This window comes from Ensifer adhaerens, assembly GCF_013283195.1.
GTDB lineage: Bacteria > Pseudomonadota > Alphaproteobacteria > Rhizobiales > Rhizobiaceae > Ensifer > Ensifer adhaerens_G.
This window is the reverse complement of the sequence record NZ_JABEKT010000001.1, coordinates 722,894-742,534: the sequence shown is the minus strand read 5'-3', so window position 1 is coordinate 742,534 and position 19,641 is coordinate 722,894. Positions and strand designations below refer to the sequence as shown.

Annotated in this window: 21 protein-coding genes; 10 read left to right on the top strand and 11 right to left on the bottom strand. The window is 62.8% G+C overall.

The features are described 5' to 3' along the window. Positions 1 to 6: 6 nt before the first annotated feature. Positions 7 to 639, bottom strand: a complete 633-nt coding sequence (locus tag LPJGGPFB_RS03485; protein WP_173418756.1) for a LysE family translocator — start codon at positions 637 to 639, stop codon at positions 7 to 9. Between the two features lie 174 nt (positions 640 to 813). Here LPJGGPFB_RS03485 and LPJGGPFB_RS03480 point away from each other — a divergent pair, with 174 nt between their 5' ends. Beyond that, positions 814 to 1,431 carry a LysE family translocator gene (locus LPJGGPFB_RS03480; RefSeq protein WP_173418755.1) on the top strand — a complete coding sequence of 206 codons (618 nt, stop codon included), beginning with the start codon at positions 814 to 816 and terminating at the stop codon, positions 1,429 to 1,431. A gap of 138 nt (positions 1,432 to 1,569) precedes the next feature. Beyond that, on the top strand, positions 1,570 to 2,538 hold the full coding sequence (gene cysK, locus LPJGGPFB_RS03475) for a cysteine synthase A (RefSeq protein ID WP_173418754.1): 969 nt from the start codon (positions 1,570 to 1,572) through the stop codon (positions 2,536 to 2,538). A gap of 139 nt (positions 2,539 to 2,677) precedes the next feature. Here the strand turns inward: cysK and LPJGGPFB_RS03470 are convergent, their stop codons facing one another. From LPJGGPFB_RS03470 to rsmI, 9 genes are all read right to left on the bottom strand, one after another. Then, positions 2,678 to 4,210: a YifB family Mg chelatase-like AAA ATPase gene (locus LPJGGPFB_RS03470; RefSeq protein ID WP_173418753.1), complete on the bottom strand. Its 1,533-nt coding sequence runs from the start codon at positions 4,208 to 4,210 to the stop codon at positions 2,678 to 2,680. Between the two features lie 270 nt (positions 4,211 to 4,480). Then, positions 4,481 to 5,428, bottom strand: a complete 948-nt coding sequence (gshB, locus tag LPJGGPFB_RS03465) for a glutathione synthase (RefSeq protein ID WP_173418752.1) — start codon at positions 5,426 to 5,428, stop codon at positions 4,481 to 4,483. A 165-nt stretch (positions 5,429 to 5,593) separates the two neighbouring features. Then, on the bottom strand, positions 5,594 to 6,586 hold the full coding sequence (locus LPJGGPFB_RS03460; RefSeq protein ID WP_173418751.1) for an endonuclease/exonuclease/phosphatase family protein: 993 nt from the start codon (positions 6,584 to 6,586) through the stop codon (positions 5,594 to 5,596). Then, positions 6,583 to 7,698, bottom strand: coding sequence for a sn-glycerol-3-phosphate import ATP-binding protein UgpC (locus tag LPJGGPFB_RS03455; RefSeq protein ID WP_173418750.1), 1,116 nt, complete (start codon positions 7,696 to 7,698; stop codon positions 6,583 to 6,585). Before LPJGGPFB_RS03455 ends, LPJGGPFB_RS03460 begins: the two co-directional genes overlap by 4 nt. 64 nt (positions 7,699 to 7,762) lie before the next feature. Further along, positions 7,763 to 8,605 carry a sn-glycerol-3-phosphate ABC transporter permease UgpE gene (gene ugpE, locus LPJGGPFB_RS03450; protein WP_173418749.1) on the bottom strand — a complete coding sequence of 281 codons (843 nt, stop codon included), beginning with the start codon at positions 8,603 to 8,605 and terminating at the stop codon, positions 7,763 to 7,765. A 10-nt stretch (positions 8,606 to 8,615) separates the two neighbouring features. Further along, complete coding sequence (locus LPJGGPFB_RS03445) at positions 8,616 to 9,611, bottom strand: ABC transporter permease subunit (RefSeq protein ID WP_234902759.1); 996 nt, start codon at positions 9,609 to 9,611, stop codon at positions 8,616 to 8,618. A 5-nt stretch (positions 9,612 to 9,616) separates the two neighbouring features. Further along, positions 9,617 to 10,915, bottom strand: a complete 1,299-nt coding sequence (locus tag LPJGGPFB_RS03440; protein WP_173418748.1) for an extracellular solute-binding protein — start codon at positions 10,913 to 10,915, stop codon at positions 9,617 to 9,619. A gap of 160 nt (positions 10,916 to 11,075) precedes the next feature. Beyond that, positions 11,076 to 11,444: a YraN family protein gene (locus tag LPJGGPFB_RS03435; RefSeq protein ID WP_173418747.1), complete on the bottom strand. Its 369-nt coding sequence runs from the start codon at positions 11,442 to 11,444 to the stop codon at positions 11,076 to 11,078. Next, positions 11,434 to 12,363, bottom strand: coding sequence for a 16S rRNA (cytidine(1402)-2'-O)-methyltransferase (gene rsmI / locus LPJGGPFB_RS03430; RefSeq protein WP_173418746.1), 930 nt, complete (start codon positions 12,361 to 12,363; stop codon positions 11,434 to 11,436). Before rsmI ends, LPJGGPFB_RS03435 begins: the two co-directional genes overlap by 11 nt. Before the next feature lie 255 nt (positions 12,364 to 12,618). Between rsmI and dnaN the strand changes: the two genes are divergently transcribed. The 7 genes from dnaN (at position 12,619) to LPJGGPFB_RS03395 (ending at position 17,802) form a co-directional block, all read left to right on the top strand. Next, positions 12,619 to 13,737: a DNA polymerase III subunit beta gene (dnaN, locus tag LPJGGPFB_RS03425; protein ID WP_173418745.1), complete on the top strand. Its 1,119-nt coding sequence runs from the start codon at positions 12,619 to 12,621 to the stop codon at positions 13,735 to 13,737. A gap of 221 nt (positions 13,738 to 13,958) precedes the next feature. After that, complete coding sequence (pmtA, locus tag LPJGGPFB_RS03420) at positions 13,959 to 14,561, top strand: phospholipid N-methyltransferase PmtA (RefSeq protein ID WP_173418744.1); 603 nt, start codon at positions 13,959 to 13,961, stop codon at positions 14,559 to 14,561. A gap of 12 nt (positions 14,562 to 14,573) precedes the next feature. Then, positions 14,574 to 15,158, top strand: coding sequence for a histidine phosphatase family protein (locus tag LPJGGPFB_RS03415; RefSeq protein WP_173418743.1), 585 nt, complete (start codon positions 14,574 to 14,576; stop codon positions 15,156 to 15,158). Positions 15,159 to 15,165: 7 nt separating this feature from the next. Beyond that, the gene (gene pyrF, locus LPJGGPFB_RS03410; RefSeq protein ID WP_173418742.1) at positions 15,166 to 15,870 is read left to right on the top strand and encodes an orotidine-5'-phosphate decarboxylase; all 705 of its coding nucleotides are present in this window, start codon (positions 15,166 to 15,168) and stop codon (positions 15,868 to 15,870) included. 140 nt (positions 15,871 to 16,010) lie between these two features. After that, a complete protein-coding gene (locus LPJGGPFB_RS03405; protein ID WP_173418741.1) occupies positions 16,011 to 16,298 on the top strand; it encodes a DUF1330 domain-containing protein in 288 nt (95 codons plus the stop codon). A gap of 120 nt (positions 16,299 to 16,418) precedes the next feature. Continuing rightward, positions 16,419 to 17,399 carry a complex I NDUFA9 subunit family protein gene (locus LPJGGPFB_RS03400; RefSeq protein WP_173418740.1) on the top strand — a complete coding sequence of 327 codons (981 nt, stop codon included), beginning with the start codon at positions 16,419 to 16,421 and terminating at the stop codon, positions 17,397 to 17,399. 241 nt (positions 17,400 to 17,640) lie between these two features. After that, entirely contained in the window at positions 17,641 to 17,802 is a 162-nt protein-coding gene (locus tag LPJGGPFB_RS03395; RefSeq protein ID WP_173418739.1) for a hypothetical protein, read from the top strand. A 177-nt stretch (positions 17,803 to 17,979) separates the two neighbouring features. Here LPJGGPFB_RS03395 and LPJGGPFB_RS03390 read toward each other — a convergent pair whose 3' ends face one another. Beyond that, the gene (locus tag LPJGGPFB_RS03390) at positions 17,980 to 18,786 is read right to left on the bottom strand and encodes an undecaprenyl-diphosphate phosphatase (RefSeq protein WP_173418738.1); all 807 of its coding nucleotides are present in this window, start codon (positions 18,784 to 18,786) and stop codon (positions 17,980 to 17,982) included. A 162-nt stretch (positions 18,787 to 18,948) separates the two neighbouring features. Between LPJGGPFB_RS03390 and LPJGGPFB_RS03385 the strand changes: the two genes are divergently transcribed. Next, positions 18,949 to 19,641, top strand: a complete 693-nt coding sequence (locus LPJGGPFB_RS03385) for a glutathione S-transferase family protein (protein ID WP_173418737.1) — start codon at positions 18,949 to 18,951, stop codon at positions 19,639 to 19,641.

The following is a 19,641-nucleotide window of genomic DNA, read 5'->3' as shown; positions in this document are numbered from 1 at the left end:
GGCCCGTCAGCGGCGCGCCTCGGCGGCCATGCTGACGGCGAAGCCGAACAGAGCCGTGCCCATCGCCCAGCGCTGTACCACCATGAACATCGGGCGACCGGCCAGGAAGGCGGCGATCGAGCTTGCGGCAAGCGCGATCATCGCATTGACCGTGACGCTGGTGGCAATCTGGATCGAGCCGAAGATCATCGACTGCGCGAGCACGTTGCCCGCCTCCGGGCGGATGAACTGCGGCAGAAGCGAGAGATAGAGGACGGCGACTTTCGGATTCAGAAGGCTCGTCAGAAACCCCATCAGGAACAGCTTGCGCGGGCCGTCCTTCGGCAGGTTCTTGACCTGGAACGGCGAGCGCCCGCCGGGTCGGACCGCCTGCCAGGCGAGATAGACGAGATAGGCGGCACCGGCCAGCCGCAGGGCGTCATAGGCGAAAGGCACGGCTAGGAGCAGCGCGGTGATGCCGAGAGCCGCGGAGATCATGTAGACGACAAAGCCGAGCGCGACGCCGCCAAGCGAGATCAGGCCCGCGGCCGGCCCCTGGCTGATCGAGCGAGAGATCAGGTAGATCATGTTCGGCCCTGGTGTCAGCACCATGCCGAGGGCAATAAGGGCAAAGCCGATGAGGTTCTGGAGCTCGGGCATGAGGGCGCCTTCATTGAGTGTCTGCCAAAGCTCTACGCATCCGCAGAGCCCGGACAATGCCGGACTTGTCACCCGATCAATTTTGTCGCGAAATTGCCGCCCGCCCGCCAATCCCGATTTCCATTTTCGACGCTCTGCGTTAAAAAGCGGCGTCGCCACCCATGAGGAACGATCATGACGCTTGCAGCCCTGCTTGCCTATAGTGGCGCTCTGTTCATCGCGGCCATCATTCCCGGCCCCGGCGTGACCGCGCTCGTCGCACGGGCGCTCGGCTCCGGCTTTCGCGAGACCTTCTTCATGGGACTCGGCCTGATCGTCGGCGACATGGTTTACCTGACCGCCGTGGTGCTCGGCCTGGCGCTGATCGCCCAGACCTTCACCACCGCCTTCCTGATCGTCAAGTTCGCCGGCGTTCTCTACCTCGGCTACATCGCCTGGAAGCTCTGGACATCAGGCCTGTTGCCACAGGACATCAAGGCGAAGACGTCCAAGAGCATGTCGATATCGTTCCTTTCCGGTCTGCTCGTCACGCTCGGCAATCCGAAGACCATGCTGTTTTATGTGGCGCTGGTTCCGACGCTGATCGACATCGCCGTGATCGGACCGCGCGAATACGGGCTGTTGCTGATCGCGACCTTCCTTGTGCTGCTGACCGTGCTTCTGCCCTATATCCTGCTTGCTGCCCGGGCGCGCACGTTGCTCAAGCAGCCGAAGGCGTTGCAGGCGCTGAACCGGGTTGCGGCAGGCGTGCTTGCCGGCACTGCGGCCTATATCGCCACCCGCGCTGCCTGAAAAAACATTCCCTTGAAAGCACTTACGCCGGTGTTTTTTCCTTCGGCGGATCGCCCCGTCGCGGTTACCGTTCTGGAATAGAACGAGCATTGTCCCTATTGTCACAACCAACCAGATCGAACCCAAGGGAGAAACTCAATGTCTGACACGCGCAAGCCCGGCCGCGGCCGCGTCTATTCCTCGATCACGGAAACGATCGGCGACACTCCCATCGTGCGGCTCGACAAGCTTGCCAAGGAAAAGGGCGTCAAAGCCAACCTTCTCGCCAAGCTCGAATTCTTCAACCCGATCGCTTCGGTCAAGGACCGCATCGGCGTCGCCATGATCGAGAGCCTGGAAGCGCAGGGCAAGATCGTACCCGGTCGCACCACGCTGGTGGAGCCGACCTCGGGCAATACCGGTATCGCGCTTGCCTTCGTCGCCGCCGCCAAGGGCTACAAGCTGATCCTGACCATGCCGGAAACCATGTCGGTCGAGCGCCGCAAGATGCTGGCGCTGCTTGGCGCCGAACTCGTGCTGACCGAGGGCGCCAAGGGCATGAAGGGGGCGATTGCCAAGGCGCAGGAACTCGTCGAGACGCTGCCGGATGCCATCATCCCGCAGCAGTTCGAAAACCCGGCCAACCCGGAAATCCACCGCAAGACGACGGCTGAGGAAATCTGGAACGACACCGACGGCGCAGTCGACATTTTCGTCTCCGGCATCGGCACCGGCGGCACCATCACCGGCGCCGGCCAGGTGTTGAAGGCGCGCAAGCCGTCGATCAAGGTGATTGCCGTCGAGCCCGAGGAATCGCCTGTGCTTTCGGGCGGCAACCCCGGCCCGCACAAGATCCAGGGCATCGGCGCCGGATTTGCGCCCGCGATCCTCGACACCGGCATCTATGACGAAGTCGTCACCGTCAACAGCGGCGAAGCCGTCGAGATCGCGCGGCTCGTCGCCAGGCTCGAAGGCGTGCCAGTCGGCATCTCCTCGGGTGCTGCGCTCACCGCGGCCATCGAGATCGGCCAACGCGAGGAAAACGCCGGCAAAAACATCGTCGTCATCATTCCGTCCTTTGCGGAACGGTATCTTTCGACAGTGCTTTTCGACGGTCTGGGCGCGTAAGCGTTTTGCTATAGGCGATACACGAAAGGGCGCTGTGGCGCCCTTTTTGTTGCTCGGCGATGCTTTTCAGGCGGCGGTATGAAAGCAAGGACGCCGACTGCCGCACCTGCGGTAACAGACACCGCACCCGACGATAGCTTTACGCCGCCGCCTGCAGACGCTCGCCGGCGATGCGGTAGGAAATCGCCTCGGCAAGATGAACGCGACCGACCGTCGCCGCCCCGTCGAGATCCGCAAGCGTGCGCGCGACCTTCAGCACGCGATGATAACCGCGCGCGGAAAACTTCAGCTTCTCGGCCGCGTCCCGCAGCAATTGCAGCCCCGACGCATCGGGCTCGGCAATGCGCTCGATCATCGCCGTCGAGCAACGGGCGTTGCTTGTGGATTCGCGACTGCCGAGCGCGACGAAGCGATCGAGCTGCAGCTCGCGGGCGCGGGCCACACGTCGCGCCACGACCGAACTCGCCTCTGCCGCCATCGGCCGGATCAGGTCGGCGGCACTGACGGCCGGCACGTCGATGCGAAGATCGATCCGGTCCATCAGCGGGCCGGAGATGCGCGCCTGGTAATCGCTCATGCAGCGCGGTCCGCGGGCGCAACTGCGGCCGGGTTCACCCGCCATGCCGCACCGGCATGGGTTCATCGCCGCCACCAGCTGGATTGCGGCGGGATAGCTGACCCGGTGGTTGGCACGGGCAATGATGCATTCGGCCGTTTCCAGCGGCTGGCGCAACGCGTCGAGAACCTGCGGCGTGAACTCCGGAAACTCGTCAAGAAACAGCACGCCGTTGTGGGCGAGCGACGCCTCGCCGGGTTTGGCGCGCAAGCCGCCACCGATCATGGCCGCCATGGTGGCGGAATGATGCGGGGTGCGGAACGGCCGCCGGTCGGATAGCTTGCCGCCCGGAAGTTGCCCGGCGATCGAGTGGATCATCGAGACTTCGAGCAGTTCGGCCGGGGTCAACGGCGGCAGGATCGACGGCAGGCGCGAAGCCAGCATCGATTTGCCCGAGCCCGGTGGGCCGATCATCAAGAGATTGTGGTTGCCGGCTGCCGCCACTTCGAGCGCGCGCTTGGCACTCTCCTGCCCCTTGATATCGGCAAGATCGGGCAGATCCGCGGCACCGGCGCGGATGGCCGGCTCGGGCCGGGAAAGCACCTGCGTTCCCCGGAAATGATTGGCGACGGCGATCAGGCTGCGGGGTGCCAGAATATCGATGTCGGCGCCGGCCCAGGCCGCCTCCGGTCCGCTTTCGGCCGGGCAGATCAATCCCTTGCCGAGCGCATTGGCGCCGATTGCCGCTGGCAGCGCGCCGGCGACAGCGGCGACCGTGCCGTCGAGATTAAGCTCGCCGATCACCACATAGCCGGCAAGCGCATCGCCGGGGATGGCGCCGAGTGCCGCCATCAGGCCAAGCGCGATCGCCAGATCGAAGTGGCTGCCTTCCTTCGGCAAGTCCGCGGGCGCGAGATTGACGGTGACTTTCTTTGCCGGCAGCGCCAGACCAGATGCATGAAGGGCTGCCTGCACCCGCTCGCGGCTTTCGGCGATAGCCTTGTCTGGCAGACCGACGATCTGCATGCCGACCCGTCCGGGCGCGACCATCACCTGAACGTCGACCGGCACGCCTTCTATTCCCTGGAATGCAATCGTACTGACACGCGCAACCATCACCGCCTCTTTCAACGGGGCGGCCCGCCGTGCCGCCGCAACCCTTTTGGTTGCAGCGGAAAATCTTGCACGGAACACGTACAAAAACAAGAACAATAATAGAACATTGCATTCACCGAACGTCACCCGCTTCGGGTGGCGGGGTACGACCGGAAGGCCGAATGAACGGTCGAGGCACCGCCCTTGCTGTGCGATCCCTCAGGTCCGCTTAGAGCACGGTGCTGTTTCGTCCATGTCGCTATCGCAAACCGCGCTGTTGCGCGCCAAGCGTCAGGCGCGCTTGCGCTCGATCGCATCCCAAAGCAGGCTGGAAACATCGGCGCCGCCGAACTTCTTGACTTCGCGGATGCCGGTCGGCGACGTCACGTTGATCTCGGTCATGTAGTCGCCGATGACGTCGATACCGACGAAGAGGAAGCCGCGCTCCTTCAGCGCCGGGGCGATGCGGGCGCAGATTTCTTTTTCGCGCGCCGTCAGTTCGGTCGGCTCGGGCCGGCCACCGGCGTGCATGTTGGAGCGGGCGTCGTGTTCCGCCGGCACGCGGTTGATCGCTCCCACCGGCTCGCCGTCGACGAGCAGGATGCGCTTGTCGCCCTTGCGCACCGCCGGCAGATACTCCTGCGCGATGAAGGGTTCGCGGAACATCTGGCCGAACATTTCGAGCAGCGACGACATGTTGCGATCGTCACGCGCCGAGTGGAACACGCCGGCGCCGCCATTGCCGTAGAGCGGTTTCAGGATGATGTCGCCCATCTCCTCGCGGAAACGCGCGATCTCGGCCGCGTCGCGGGTGATCAACGTCTTCGGCATCAGGTCGGCGAATTCGGTGACGAAGATCTTTTCCGGCGAATTGCGCACCCAGGCCGGGTCGTTGACGACAAGCGTCTTCGGATGCAGGCGCTCGAGCAGGTGGGTCGAGGTGATGTAGGCCATGTCGAAGGGCGGATCCTGCCGCAGCATGATCACGTCCATTGTCGAAAGGTCGAGCCGCTCGGGCTCGCCGAGCGTGAAGTGGTCGCCTTTGACGTCGCGAAGCGTCATCTGCTGCGTCGTCGCGAAAACCTTGCCGTCGCGCAGCGACAGCTTCTCGGGGGTATAGTGGAAGAGCCGGTAGCCGCGGGCCTGTGCCTCGAGGCTCATCGCGAAGGTGGAATCGCCCGCGATATTGATGCCCGAAACATGGTCCATCTGGACCCCGACATTGACGATTTTCGCCATCTTCCCGTCCCCGTTGGATCACGATGACATTGGATCAGTTCGTCCAAGATCGCGATCGAATCTAATACGTTAGAGCGGGGTCGTGCAGAAGGTCGCACACCCTTTTCATCGCCCCGCTCCAAAAGAGCCCGCAACATGTAGAATGCGGACCCGCCTTAGGCAAGGCTACTCGAAGCCCTCGACGACGCAGGTGATGAGATCATGATCAGACAGCGGGCGGCCGTTTGCGTCGAGCGAGGAAATGATCCGGCTTTCGCCGATCTTCAGGCCCCGTGACAGAAACCAGTCGAGCTTCATCGCCCGCTCCGGCCAGCGTGTGATCAGGCTGGGGCGGGTGGTCATCTGATCGATCGGTCCGCCATGGCGGGTGAAGCCGCGCGCCGCACTCATGGCAAACAGCCCTTCGGCCTCGAAATCGCCGCCGGCATGGTTGCCAGTGTTGAGATCGCCGCCGATCAGGACCGGCATGTCGGGGAAGGCTTCATCGAGCGCATCGATGAGTTCATTGACCTGCCGCTCGCGGTAGGGCGCCGTTGTGGCGCTTTCGAGATGGGTGGAGACTGCAACGAAGGGGCCGGCTTCGGTCTCGATCACCGCACCGACGGCAAAACGTTCGCCGACACGCGGCTGGTCGCCGCCATCCATGAACCAGGGCCGCTCGCCCCAGAGACGGAGCATGAACAGTCGCGCGAGCGGCACCGCGGCCATCAGTGCGTTGCCGTGAAAGCCCTTCGCGTTAAAATCGTCCTTGCAGAATTCCAGTTCCGTATCGGAACCGAGGCCAAGCTCGATGAACTCGACACCATAGGCATATTGCATCTGAAGGATGGCGGCGACTTCTGCCGTCGGGTGGCGCTGGCCGGTGCGGGCCATGCCGTTGTCCATTTCCGAAAGCAGAACGACCGGCGCTGCGGTTGCCGCCAGATGGGCCGCACTCTCCGGCGCAAACAGGCAGCGTTCCAGGTTCCAGGCAGCAACGGTGAACGGGTAGGACAGCGGTTCACGCGACGATGGTTCGCCGCCGATTTCGATGCTGCTCATCTCGGGCAACGTCGCCAGCACGGCGTCGTGGGCCGCGATCGAGCGCTCGATCGCCGTGAAACCGGCGCGGGTTTCCTGCGACGGCACGGCAAGGATGCTGACGGTCTTTTCGATCACAATGCCGGCTCCAGGCTGAGGGGACGTGCGCTTTCGCCCATATTGGCGAACGACGCGCCGCGCTCCAGTCGCTTGCCATTGTCGGGCGAAAAGAAATGCAGGCGGTCTGTCGCGATGGTCACGGCGAGATCGCCGGAGAGCGGGATTTCGGGAGAAAGCGCCACCGTCAGCGCCTGATCCTCGAGGGTGCCGTGGACGAGGCGTTGTGCGCCCAGCTCCTCGACATAGTCGACCTGGAACAGCATCGCGTCCTCGCCGACGCCGGCAAGCCTCAGATCCTCGGCGCGCAGGCCGACTGTTACAGGTCCTTCGACCGGAGCATGATCGCCAAGCTCGATCCGGTAGGCGCCGATATGCAGGCTTGCGCCTTTGATATTGCCCTTGATCAGGTTCATGGCCGGCGAGCCGATGAAGCTCGCGACGAAGGTCGAGGCCGGGCGATGATAGACATCGAGCGGACGGCCGATCTGCTCGATCCGGCCGCCGTTCAGCACCACGAGCCGGTCGGCAAGCGTCATCGCCTCCAGCTGGTCGTGGGTGACGTAGAGCGACGTGGTGCCGAGGCGCTTCTGCAGCCGCTTGATCTCGCCGCGCATGGAGACACGCAGCTTCGCATCGAGATTGGACAGGGGTTCGTCGAAGAGGAACGCCGCCGGCTTTCTCACAATGGCGCGGCCCATGGCGACACGCTGGCGCTGGCCGCCGGAAAGCGCGCGCGGCTTGCGGTCGAGATAGGGCTCGATCTCCAGCATGCGCGCGGCTTCCGCGACGCGCGCGTCGATCTCGGCCTTCGGCGTCTTGCGGTTCTTCAGACCGTAGGCGAGGTTCTGGTAGACGGTCATATGCGGATAGAGCGCATAGTTCTGGAACACCATGGCGATGTCGCGCTCGGCCGGGTCAACCTCGTTGATGACGCGCGAGCCGATCTTCACCGTGCCCTTCGAGATGCCCTCAAGCCCCGCGACCATGCGCAGGAGCGTGGACTTGCCGCAGCCGGATGGACCGACCAGCACGATGAATTCGCCGTCCTCGATATCGATCGAGACGGACTTCACCGCCTCGACGTTGCCGGTATAGATCTTCGAGACCTCGGCTATGGTGATGGCCGCCATGGCTGCCTCCGTTGGTAAAATTGCGTTTGAGCGCGCGGCGAGGACGATCCCGCCGCAGCGTTGTCTACTTGTCGCTTTCCGTCAGGCCCTTGATGAACCAGCGCTGGAAGATCACCACGATCAGCACCGGCGGCAGCATGGCGAGGATCGCCAGCGCAAAGGCCTCGTTGTAATCGGGGATGTTGGAGCCGACCCAGACGAGCAGGATCTGCTTGATGCCGCGCACCAGCGTGAAGAAGCCTTCGTCGGTGGTCATCAATGTCGGCCAGAGATACTGGTTCCAGCCATAGACGAACATGATGATGAAGATCGCCGCCATCATCGTGCGCGACAGCGGCACCAGCACGTCGATGAAGAACTTGAACGGCCCGGCGCCATCGATGCGCGCCGCCTCGAGCAGCTCATCCGGCACCGACTTGAAGAACTGCCGGAAGTAGAAGGTGCCCGTCGCCGACGCCAGCAGCGGCACGATCAGGCCGGTATAGGTGTTGGTCAGCTTCAGCGTGTTCATCACTTCATAGGACGGAAGAATGCGCACTTCGAGCGGCAGCAGCAGCGTCGTGAAGATGATCCAGAAGAAGAAGGTGCCGAGCCGGAAGCGAAAATAGACGATCGCATAGGCGGCCAGCATCGACAGGACGATCTTGCCGACCGCGAAGCCGAGGCCCAGGATCATCGAGTTCATCATCATGTTGAGACCGGTGATCTTGCCCGTGAACCCGCCCTTGCGGGTCAGAACCGTCTCGTAGGTTTCGACGAAGTGACCACCCCAGGTGAGGCTGAGGCCGTTGCGGTGGATATCGGCCGCCTCGTGTGTCGAGGTCATGAAGGCGACCACGACAGGCGCCACCATGATGAAGACGCCGAAGAGCAGGATGACGTGGTCGAAAAACTTGGTGCGATACATCGGCCCCGCCTCAATTGTAGTGCACGCGCCGCTCGATGAAGCGGAACTGGAAGATGGTGAGAACGAAGACGATGAGCATCAGGATGACCGACTGGGCCGAGGAGCCGCCGAGGTCGTTGCCGCGGAAACCATCCATGTAGACCTTGTAGACAAGGGTGATCGGATTATTCGCCGCCTTGTCCTTCACCATCACGTCGATGACGCCGAAGGTGTCGAACAGCGCGTAGGTGACGTTGATAATCAGGAGGAAGAAGGCGGTCGGTGCGAGCAGCGGCAGGATCACCGTCCAGAAGCGACGGAAGCCCGAGCGGCAATCCATCGCCGCGGCCTCGCGCACCGCCACCGGGATGCCCTGCAGGCCGGAGAGGAAGAAGATGAAATTGTAGGGGATCTGCTTCCAGACCGAGACGACGATCATCGCGAAGGCAGTATCGGAATAGTTGAGGCCGACCTTGATGTCCCAGCCGAACCATCGAGCAAGTTCGACGATCGGGCCGATATGCTGGTCGAAGAACATCATGCCGATCAGGCCGGCAACCGGCGGCGCGATCGCATAGACCCAGATGAGCAGCGTCTTGTAGCTGGCGTTGCCGCGGATGACGCCATCCGCCTTGACGGCCAGCAGCAGGCCGATCGACAGCGCGAAGAAGGTGACGAGCGCGGTGAAGATCGCCGTGAAGCGCGCGATACCCAGATACTCGCCGGATTTCAGCACGTCGGTGTAGTTCGCCATGCCGACGAAGGTCGAGCCGAAGCCGAAGGGGTCTTCCAGATAGAAGGACGACTGGATCGCCTGAATCGACGGCCAATAGAAAAATACGAAGATGATCGCCAGTTGCGGCGCCAGGAAGAGGTAGGGCAGGTAGGGCGAAGAGAATTGCACGCGCTTGGCCGCTTCATCGCCGCCCTTCGCCTTGCCGCCGAACAGCCGGAGGGCGCCCGAGCGACGCCCATCCGTTGCAGTCCCTCCCCGCGTCGCGGGGAGGCGTTCCGTTCCAGTTGTCATCGAGATCAGCCGGCCGTCTTGGCGAAGCGGGCGAGCAGGTCGTTGCCTTCCTTCTCGATGGTGTCGAAGGCGTCCTTGACGGTGGTTTCACCGGAGAAAATGCGGCCGTATTCGCGCTCCATGATCTCGCGGATCTGCGGGTAGAAGCCGAGGCGGTAGCCCTTCGACCAGTCACCAGCCGGCAGCATCAGCTGCTTGATGCCGACTTCCGCAACCGGCTTTTCCTTGTAGTAGCCGTCCTTCTGGGCAAGTTCGTAGGCTGCCTTGGTGATGGCCACGTAGCCGGTAGCCTTGTGGTAGAAGTACTGGATTTCAGGCGAGGTCAGGAACTGGAAGAAGTCGGCAACGCACTTGTTTTCCTCGTCGGTCTTGCCCGACATCGCAAACAGGGCAGCACCACCGATGAAGGAGTTGGTGCCGGCACCCTCGATGGCGTTCCAATAGGGCAGGAACGTTGCCGAGAACGGCATCTGCGCCGTCTTCTGCAGGCCGCCGAACGAACCGGACGAGCCGATCCAGAATGCAGCCTTGCCTTCTTCGAAGACCTTCTGGTTGTCGTTCCAGCCGGCGCCGTAGAAGGCGAAGTAGCCTTCGTCCTTCCAGGCCTTGAGCTTGTCGAACATCATGATGAGGTTCGGGTCAGTGACCTTCAACGTGGTGTCGACGACGCTGTCGTAGCCGTTGTTGTTGGTGGCGAACTGGATGTTGTTGCGCGAGAAGAAGTTCTCGGTGAACTGCCAGGTCAGCTGCGACTGAACGAGCGGGATGTAGCCGGCAGCCTTCAGCTTGGGTGCAGCGGCCTCGAACTCTTCCCAGGTCTTCGGGGCTTCGACGCCGGCCTTCTTCAGGGCTTCGTCGTTGACGTACATGATCGGCGCCGAGGAGTTGAACGGCATGCCGACGAACTTGCCTTCGCTGTCAGCGTAGAAGTAGCGCACGCCGTCAATGAAAGCGTTGCGGTCGAAGGTATGGCCGGCCTTGATGATGAGGTCTTCGGCAGGAACGACGGCGCCCTTGGCGTTGATGATGGTCGCGGCGCCCGCGTCGAAGACCTGCAGGATGTTGGGCTGTTCGCCCGAGCGGAATGCGGCGATGCCGGAAGCCAGCGCTTCCTCATAGGTGCCCTTCGAAACCGGCGTCAGCGCGCAGGCGCTCTGGGCTTCGTTGAACTTCTGCGAGATCTCGTTGATGACTTCGCCGTTGCGGCCGGCCATGCCGTGCCACCAGGTAATATCGGTTGCGGCAAGCGACGAGGTTGCCGAAAAAGCAAGGGTGAAAGCTGCGAGCGAAATTTTCTTGAACATGACTGGTCCTCTCCACCGGATTGCGGATGGCAGTGGACTAGTGGCCTTCCATGACAGGCCGGTAACGCTTTTATGTCGGGACGATTACAAATTCGCAAATTTGTTCCAAGACGGAATGCAGGCGGAACACCACAATCATTTTCCCTCGTCCGGCGTCGGTTCAAAACGCATCGGGCAGATGCCGCGGCCAGCGCCAGGGTGTCACCGTGATGATGTCGTAACGCACGGAAAGCCTGACGAAATCGGGCTGGCGCGCGAGCCAGAGATCGCTGGCGGCGCGAATGCGGTGCTGCGCTGTTGCGGTGACGGCAAAGACGCCGTCGTCAGCCGAGCGGCGGGCCTTGACCTCGACGCAGGCAATGAGATCGCCCCGCCTGGCGATGATATCGATTTCGCCGAGCCTGGTGCGATAGCGCATGGCGACGATGCGATAGCCCTTGACGATCAGGCAAAGGGCCGCGCGATACTCGGCGAACCGACCGCGCCTCTGAGCCTGAAGCTTGCGTCGATCGGGGCCGTCAGTCGCCATCGCGGTCCTTCAGTTCCAGCAACCGGTCGTAAAGCTCCTTGCGCGGAAGGCCCGTCTGTTTGGCGGCTTCGGTCGCCGCCTTGCCGGTCGACATGTCGGCGATCAGCCGGACGAGCAGCGCGTCGACGTCGGCGGCCTCCGGCTCCGGCGGCGCATCCGGCGGGCCGATGACGAACACGATCTCGCCCTTGACCGCGCCGGCGTCGTCATAGAACGCCTTGAGCTCACCCAGCGTACCGCGGCGGAACTCTTCAAAGGTCTTTGTCAGTTCGCGGCAGACCGTCGCCCTTCTGTTTTCGCCGAGCACGGCGGCGGCAGCCGTTACCGTGGCCGCGATCCGGTGTGGCGATTCGAAGAACATCAGCGTCGCCGGCACCGCCGCCAGCTCCTGCAGCCGATCGCGCTTGGCCTTGTCCTTTGTCGGCAGGAAGCCGGCAAAGAGAAAGGCATCGTTCGGCAGACCGGAACCGACGAGGGCTGCAAGCGGCGCCGAGGCGCCGGGGATTGGCACGACGCGGTGGCCGGCCTCGATGGCCAGTTGCGCCAGCCTGTAGCCGGGATCGGAGACCAGTGGTGTTCCGGCATCGGAGACCAGCGCCACCGACCTGCCTTCGCCAAGAGCTGCCAGCAACCGCGGGCCGACCTCGTCGGCGTTGTGCTCGTGATAGGCATAGGGCCGATTGACGATGCCGTAGCGGTCGAGCAGCACGCGGGTCACGCGCGTGTCCTCGCAGGCGAGCACATCAGCGCCCGCAAGCGTTTCCAACGCACGCAAGGTAATGTCGCCCAAATTGCCGATCGGCGTCGCCACGAGATAAAGTGCAACATCGAGCGGGCGCGCAGGAATGGTGGCATTGTGCAGGCGGTAGCCGCGCTGCTTCTGCCCGTCCGTAGCGTCCGACGTCTTGTGTTTTTCCAACTGCAGCTTCCTGATGACTGTGCCGGCTGACCGGTTTTAGCCTTTATGAGTGAGCCGACATGGCAGGGCAAGGGCGGCAAGCACCCGGCGCGCGCGTCATCTGGGGACAGCGCCCGTCAAACCCCTTGCTTTTCAGGCGATGTTTCTGCCATTTTGCCGGTCCACATCCTTCCGGTCGGTCGGCCGGGACACTCGCAGTTGACGCTGCGGCGGGAGCCTCGCCCGCCGAGCAACGGTTGAAAGCGGTAGCATCCCATGCGCATTACTCTCGAGCGGTCCAATCTTCTGAAGTCGCTGAACCACGTTCACCGCGTGGTCGAACGGCGAAATACGATCCCGATCCTCTCGAACGTCCTGTTGCGCTCCGACGGTGCCAGCCTCGAAATGAAGGCGACCGACCTCGACCTCGAGATCACCGAGGCGACACCGGCGCAGGTCGAACAGGCCGGCGCCACCACCGTTCCCGCGCATCTGCTCTACGATATCGTGCGCAAGCTGCCCGATGGCTCGGAAGTCCTGCTGGCGACCAACGCCGAGGGCACGGCGATGACGGTCCAGTCCGGCCGGTCGAAATTCTCGCTGCAGTGCCTGCCGCAATCCGACTTCCCCGACCTGACGGCCGGCAGCTTCTCCCATACCTTCCGCCTCAAGGCGACAGACCTGAAGATGCTGATCGACCGGACGCAGTTCGCGATCTCGACCGAGGAAACCCGCTACTATCTCAACGGCATCTTCGTGCACACGGTCGAGAGCAAGGGCGACCTGAAGCTGCGCGCCGTGGCGACAGACGGTCACCGCCTTGCGCGCGCCGACGTCGAGGCGCCGTCCGGCTCCGAGGGCATGCCCGGCATCATCATTCCGCGCAAGACCGTCAGCGAGCTGCAGAAGCTGCTCGACAATCCCGATATCGTCGTGACGGTCGAAGTCTCGGACGCAAAGATCCGCCTGACGATCGGCTCGATCGTGATGACTTCGAAGCTGATCGACGGCACTTTCCCGGATTACCAGCGCGTCATCCCCGCCAACAACGACAAGGAACTGCGTGTCGACTGCCAGTCCTTCGCCCAGGCCGTCGACCGCGTTTCGACGATTTCCTCCGAGCGCGGACGCGCCGTGAAGCTGGCGCTGACAGACGGCCAGATGACACTGACGGTCAACAACCCGGATTCGGGCAGTGCGACCGAAGAGCTGCCTGTGGGCTACGAGCACGATCCGCTCGAAATCGGCTTCAACGCCAAGTACCTGCTCGACATCACCTCGCAGCTGACCGGAACCGACGCCATCTTCATGCTCGCAGACCCGGGCTCGCCGACGCTGGTGCGCGATCTGGCGGCCGAAGATGCGCTTTACGTATTGATGCCAATGCGGGTTTAGTCGCCCGTGCCGCGATGAAGACAGCGACCCGTCACGCCCCGCGTGGCGGGTTTTTTGTTGGCGTGGATATTCGTGCGTTGTTGATAAGACGACGCTTTCAGGCGTAGACAGACTTGTTTTTGCCGCAGATGGGATCACATTATATTCGCAATGTCCGTGCCCCGCTCGAATCAGCGAGACCGGACGATCCGTATGAGAGGACGACGGTTTTGAGGGGTTCAATGAATTTGCGCGTGAAGGTGAAGGAACGGCTTGGCCGGAAATTCGACGAGGAGATCCGTTTCTTCAAGGGGTGGATGAGCAATGCGAAGGCGGTCGGGGCCATCCTGCCGACGTCTTCCGTCACGGCACGCCGCATGGCGAGCGTCATCAATCCCCATTCCGGACTGCCGGTTCTTGAACTTGGGCCCGGCACCGGCGTCATCACCAAAGCGATCCTGGAGCGCGGCATCGCACCCGAAGATCTGGTTTCCGTCGAGTACTCCACCGACTTCTACCAGCAGCTGAAGGCGAACTACGCCAACGTCAACTTCATCAACGGCGACGCGTTCGATCTGAAGCAGACGCTTGGGGCGATGAAGGACCGAACCTTCGACAGCGTCATCTCCGCCGTGCCGCTGCTCAATTTCCCGATGTACCGTCGCGTCGAGCTGATCGAGGATCTTCTGTCGCGCATCCCGGTCGGTCGTCCGGTCGTGCAGATTTCCTACGGTCCGCTATCGCCGGTCGTTGCCATGCCCGATCGCTACAGCATCCAGCATCTCGACTTCGTCGTGCGCAACATTCCGCCGGCGCAGCTCTGGGTCTATCGCAAGGCGCACTGACGGAGCACGACCTTGTTCGGCCTCTACATCACGCACCCGCAGGTGCAGATCGATCCGGCAGCGCCCGTGCCGAAATGGGGACTGTCGGAGATCGGACGCGCCCGAGCGGAGGTAACGACGCGGCAGCCCTGGGTTCGGTCGCTCGGACGGATCGTGTCGAGCGACGAGACCAAGGCGATCGAGACGGCGAACCTTTTGGCCGGCGCTGCCGGCATCGCCGTCGAAATCGACGAGACGATGGGCGAGAACGATCGCTCGGCCACCGGCTTCCTGCCGCCTCCCGAATTCGAGAAGGCGGCAGACTGGTTCTTTGCCAACCCCAGCGAAAGCTTTAACGGCTGGGAACGCGCCATCGACGCGCAGGCCCGCATCTCGGCTGCCGTCTTCCGCATCCTTGATGAACACGATCCGGGCATTCCCATCGCTTTCGTCGGCCATGGCGGCGTCGGGACGCTGTTGAAGTGCAAGCTGGGCGCTACCGCCATCAGCCGGAGCGCCGACCAGAAGGGCGGCGGCGGCGGCAATCTCTTCGCATTCCGCCTTGCGGATCGTGCCCTCGCATGCGACTGGACCCCGATGGAATTCTGGCAGGGGTGACCGCGACATGACCGAGACCGCACGCGACCGACTGATCGTCGGCCTGGATCTTCCGACAATCGCAGAGGCCGAAAAGATCGTCACCACGCTCGGTGACGACGTGGCCTTCTACAAGATCGGCTACCAGCTGGTGTTTGCCGGCGGCCTCGAGTTCGCCCGCGATCTGGCCGCAGGCGGCAAGAAGGTCTTCCTCGACATGAAGCTGCTCGACATCGACAACACGGTGGCCAAGGGCGTCGAGAACATCGCCAAGATGGGCATGTCGATGCTCACTCTGCACGCCTATCCCAAGGCGATGAAGGCGGCCGTCGAAGCGGCCAGGGGATCGGACCTCTGTCTGCTTGGCGTTACGGTGCTCACCTCGATGGACGAGCAGGACGTGATCGATGCGGGCTACGAATACGACCCGCACACGCTGGTCCTGCGCCGGGCCGAACAGGCGCGCATCGCCGGCATGGGCGGCATCGTCTGCTCGGCCGAGGAATCCTCCGCCGTTCGCAAGATCATCGGCCCCGACATGGCGCTGGTGACCCCGGGCATTCGTCCGGCCGGCAGCGACAAGGGCGACCAGAAACGCGTCATGACGCCGGCAGATGCCCTGAAGGCCGGATCGAGCCACCTGGTGGTTGCGCGCCCAATCGTCGCAGCAGCAGACCCGCTCGCCGCCGCCCGCGGCATTCTCGACGAAATGACAGGCGCGCTTTCGCGCTGATCATGGCACCCTCTTGCAACAGGTCGACGATCAACGTCATGCATCGTCGACCACTGCAACCGTTGCGCTTGACCTTGATCGGAATTTGCCGGAAGTAACACTCCCGTCTGCTTTTGATGCCTGAAGACGAGGAGTTCAGCATGGCAAAGGGATACTGGATCGCGCGGGTCGATGTGCGGGACCCGGAACGCTATAAGGACTATGTGGCGGCCGCAAAGCCTGCCTTTGAGAAATACGGCGCCAATTTTCTGGCGCGCGGCGGTCAGTTCGAACGCCTTGAAGGTGGGGTTCGCGCCCGAAACGTCGTCATCGAGTTTCCATCGCTGCAGGCCGCCGTCGACTGTTACAATTCGCCCGAGTACCAGATTGCCGCGGCGATCCGCCAAGAGGTGGCCGACGCCGAGATGGTGGTCGTCGAGGGCGTTTGACGCGCCGAACGCTGCCAAGCGGATGCAACGCCGCCGCCGCGAGGATTGGCCTTCACCTCTCGCGGCTGTTGGGCTATGTAGCAGACAATTCTTCCAAATGAGATCAGGAGTGCGTTTCCCATGACCTTGTCCAACCTTCCGCCGCTGGTGACGATTTTCGGCGGATCCGGGTTCGTCGGCCGTCATGTCGTGCGCGCGCTTGCCAAGCGCGGCTATCGCATCCGGGTCGCCGTGCGCCGTCCCGATCTTGCCGGTCACCTGCAGCCGCTCGGCAATGTCGGACAGATCTCCTTCGTCCAGGCCAATCTGCGCTATCGCAAGTCGGTCGACCGCGCTGTCGAAGGTTCCGATCACGTCATCAACTGCGTCGGCGTGCTGTTCGAGAGCGGCCGCAACACCTTCGACGCCGTGCAGGATTTCGGCGCTCGCGCGGTTGCGGAAGCCGCCCGCAATGTCGGCGCGAAGCTCACGCACATCTCGGCGATCGGCGCCGATGCCAAGTCGGAATCGAGCTATGCCCGCACCAAGGGCCGCGCCGAAGCCGCCATCCGCGAAACGCTGCCGGATGCCATCATCCTGCGCCCGTCGATCGTCTTCGGACCGGAAGACGGCTTCTTCAACAAGTTTGCCCAGATGGCTCGGTTCGCACCGGCCCTGCCGCTGATCGGCGGTGGCAACACCAAGTTCCAGCCTGTCTATGTCACCGACGTCGCCGAAACGGTTGCCCGCTCCGTCGACGGCACGCTGTCGGCTGGCGCGACCTACGAACTCGGCGGACCTGACGTTCTCACCTTCCGCGAATGTCTCGAGATCATGCTGCAGACGATCGACCGCAAGCGCCCGCTGGTCTCGGTGCCCTTCGGCATCGCCTCGCTGATGGGCAGCGTCGCGTCGATGATCCCCTTCATCACGCCGCCGATCACACCCGACCAGGTGGTGTTGCTGAAATCCGACAATATCGTCTCGGCCAAGGCCGAATCCGAAGGCCGCACACTTCGTGGCATCGGCATTACGCCGACGATGCTGGAATCGATCCTGTCGACCTATCTCGTGCGCTATCGCCCGCAGGGCCAGTACACGCGCAGCGGCCGCGCCGCCTGATCGACCAGCCTCGTTAGGCATTTTCAAACGCCGTCGGCCCTGCCGGCGGCGTTTTTCGTTGTGGCATCAGGGCAACAGCGTTGCAGTTCTGCCGCACTCACAAAAGCGAATGGCATTTACCGCAGATTCAACATGTCCTGATATTGATCAAGACATATCCAACGCATAAAAACCGCCCCGCGCCCCGATCGCAAGGTACGTCTCGGCGGCAACAGCATCACTCTCGAAAGGCATAGCGTCCATGGGCAAGTCGATCGCAATCTTTTTTGCGTGTGCGGCACTGATCATTCTGGCTGGCTCATTCATCGCGCCGAATACGGTCGCGAGCAGCCGCAAGGGATGCACGCCGGCCTATGGCGTCGACCCGTGCACCACGGCGTCGATCGACCTTTCCGGCAAGTAAGCCGGCGCCCACAGGGCGATAGACTTTAAAGTTTTTGGCGGGGGCCAGGGACCGCGTGCGTTTCATCTGAAACGCACGCGGTTTTGTTTTGGCTGCAGCATGGCCCATGAAGTCGAGGCCGATCCAAGGCATCATGCAGGGCTTTGCGCGCCTCAGCAGACGCGCAAAGCGGAAGACTCAGCCGAGCATCCAGAGGCCGATGAGGCCGGCCGTGCCGACGATGATGCGCCAGATGGCAAACGGCGTGAAACCGCGGCGCGAGACGAAGTCGAGCAGCGAGCGCACGACGAAGATGCCGGCAACGAACGCCGCGATGAAACCGACCGCGATGACGGTGAAATCGTCGAACGAAAGCGCATCACGGTTTTTGTAGAGATCGAGCGTAAAGGCGCCGAGCATGGTCGGCATGGCCAGGAAGAACGAAAATTCCGCCGCCGACCGCTTGTCCGTGCCCATCAGCAGCGCACCGGCGATGGTCGCGCCCGAGCGCGACGTCCCGGGAATCATTGCCAGGCACTGGAACAGGCCGATCTTGAGTGCCAAGGATGGCGGGTAGTCCATGACATCGGTGTAGCGCGGCGTCAGCGGCAGGCGATCGATCGCCAGCAGGATGAAACCGCCGACGATGAGCACGAGGCAGATCAGCACGGGCGTTTCGAACAGCACGGTCTTGATGAAGTCATGGGCAATCGCGCCGATGACGGCCGCCGGCAGGAAGGCAAGCAGCACCGACACGACAAAACGGCGGGCCTTGACGCTCGTCGGCAACGCCAGCGCGATCGACAGAAGCCTCTGGAAATAGACGAGCAGGATCGCCAGGATGGCGCCGAGCTGTATCAGAACAGCGAAGGTGTTGCCCGGCGACCGGAAGCCGAGGAAATGCCCGGCAAGGAGCACATGCGCCGTCGAAGACACCGGAATGAACTCCGTGAGCCCCTCGATGAGGCCGAGGACGAGCGCGCTGATGATCGATTGATCCGCCATATATAAGAATTTCCTGACAAGTTTTGGAGTGGGAGGAAAAGGCTGATTCGCTTGTGTTTGCCACCACAAGTTCCTATAGCTTTTTCTGATGAGCCGTGGCCAGACGCATGCGCCGCCACGCTGACGTCCCCTGAAAAAAGACCATAAGAAGCCAGATCATCGATGCCGACACTGTACCATCACCCCATGTCATCCGCTTCGCGGTTCGTGCGCCTGATCCTTTCGGAATACGGCTACCAGACGGAATTGACCGAGGAACAGCCGTGGGAAAACCGGCGGGACTTTCTGACGCTCAACCCGGCGGGCACGTTACCGGTCTATGTTGACGACAGTATGAGGGCGCTCTGTGGCGCCACGATCATCTCGGAATATCTCGACGAGACGAACGGCATCATGAAACGAGATCGGAGGCTCCTGGCCGAGGACCCGTTCCAGCGCGCCGAAATCCGCAGGCTCGCCGAATGGTTCCTGCACAAGATGGAAGCCGACGTGACGCGGCCGCTGGTGCGCGAACGGATCTACAAGCTGCAGATGACGCCGGATCAGGGCGGCGGCGCGCCGGATAGCAAGGTGCTGCGCACCTCGCGCGCCAACATCCGCCAGCACATGAAATACCTGTCGTGGCTCGCCGGCTCGCGCCCGTGGCTTGCCGGCGACCGGATTTCCTATGCCGATCTTGCCGCCGCGGCGACCGTTTCGGTGCTCGACTATCTCGGCGAGATCGACTGGTCGGACGCGCCCACCGCCAAGGAATGGTACCAGCGGCTGAAGTCCCGCCCCTCGTTCCGCCCCCTCCTGTCCGAGCGCGTGCGCGGCGTCACCCCGGTTCCGCACTATGCGGATCTCGACTTCTGA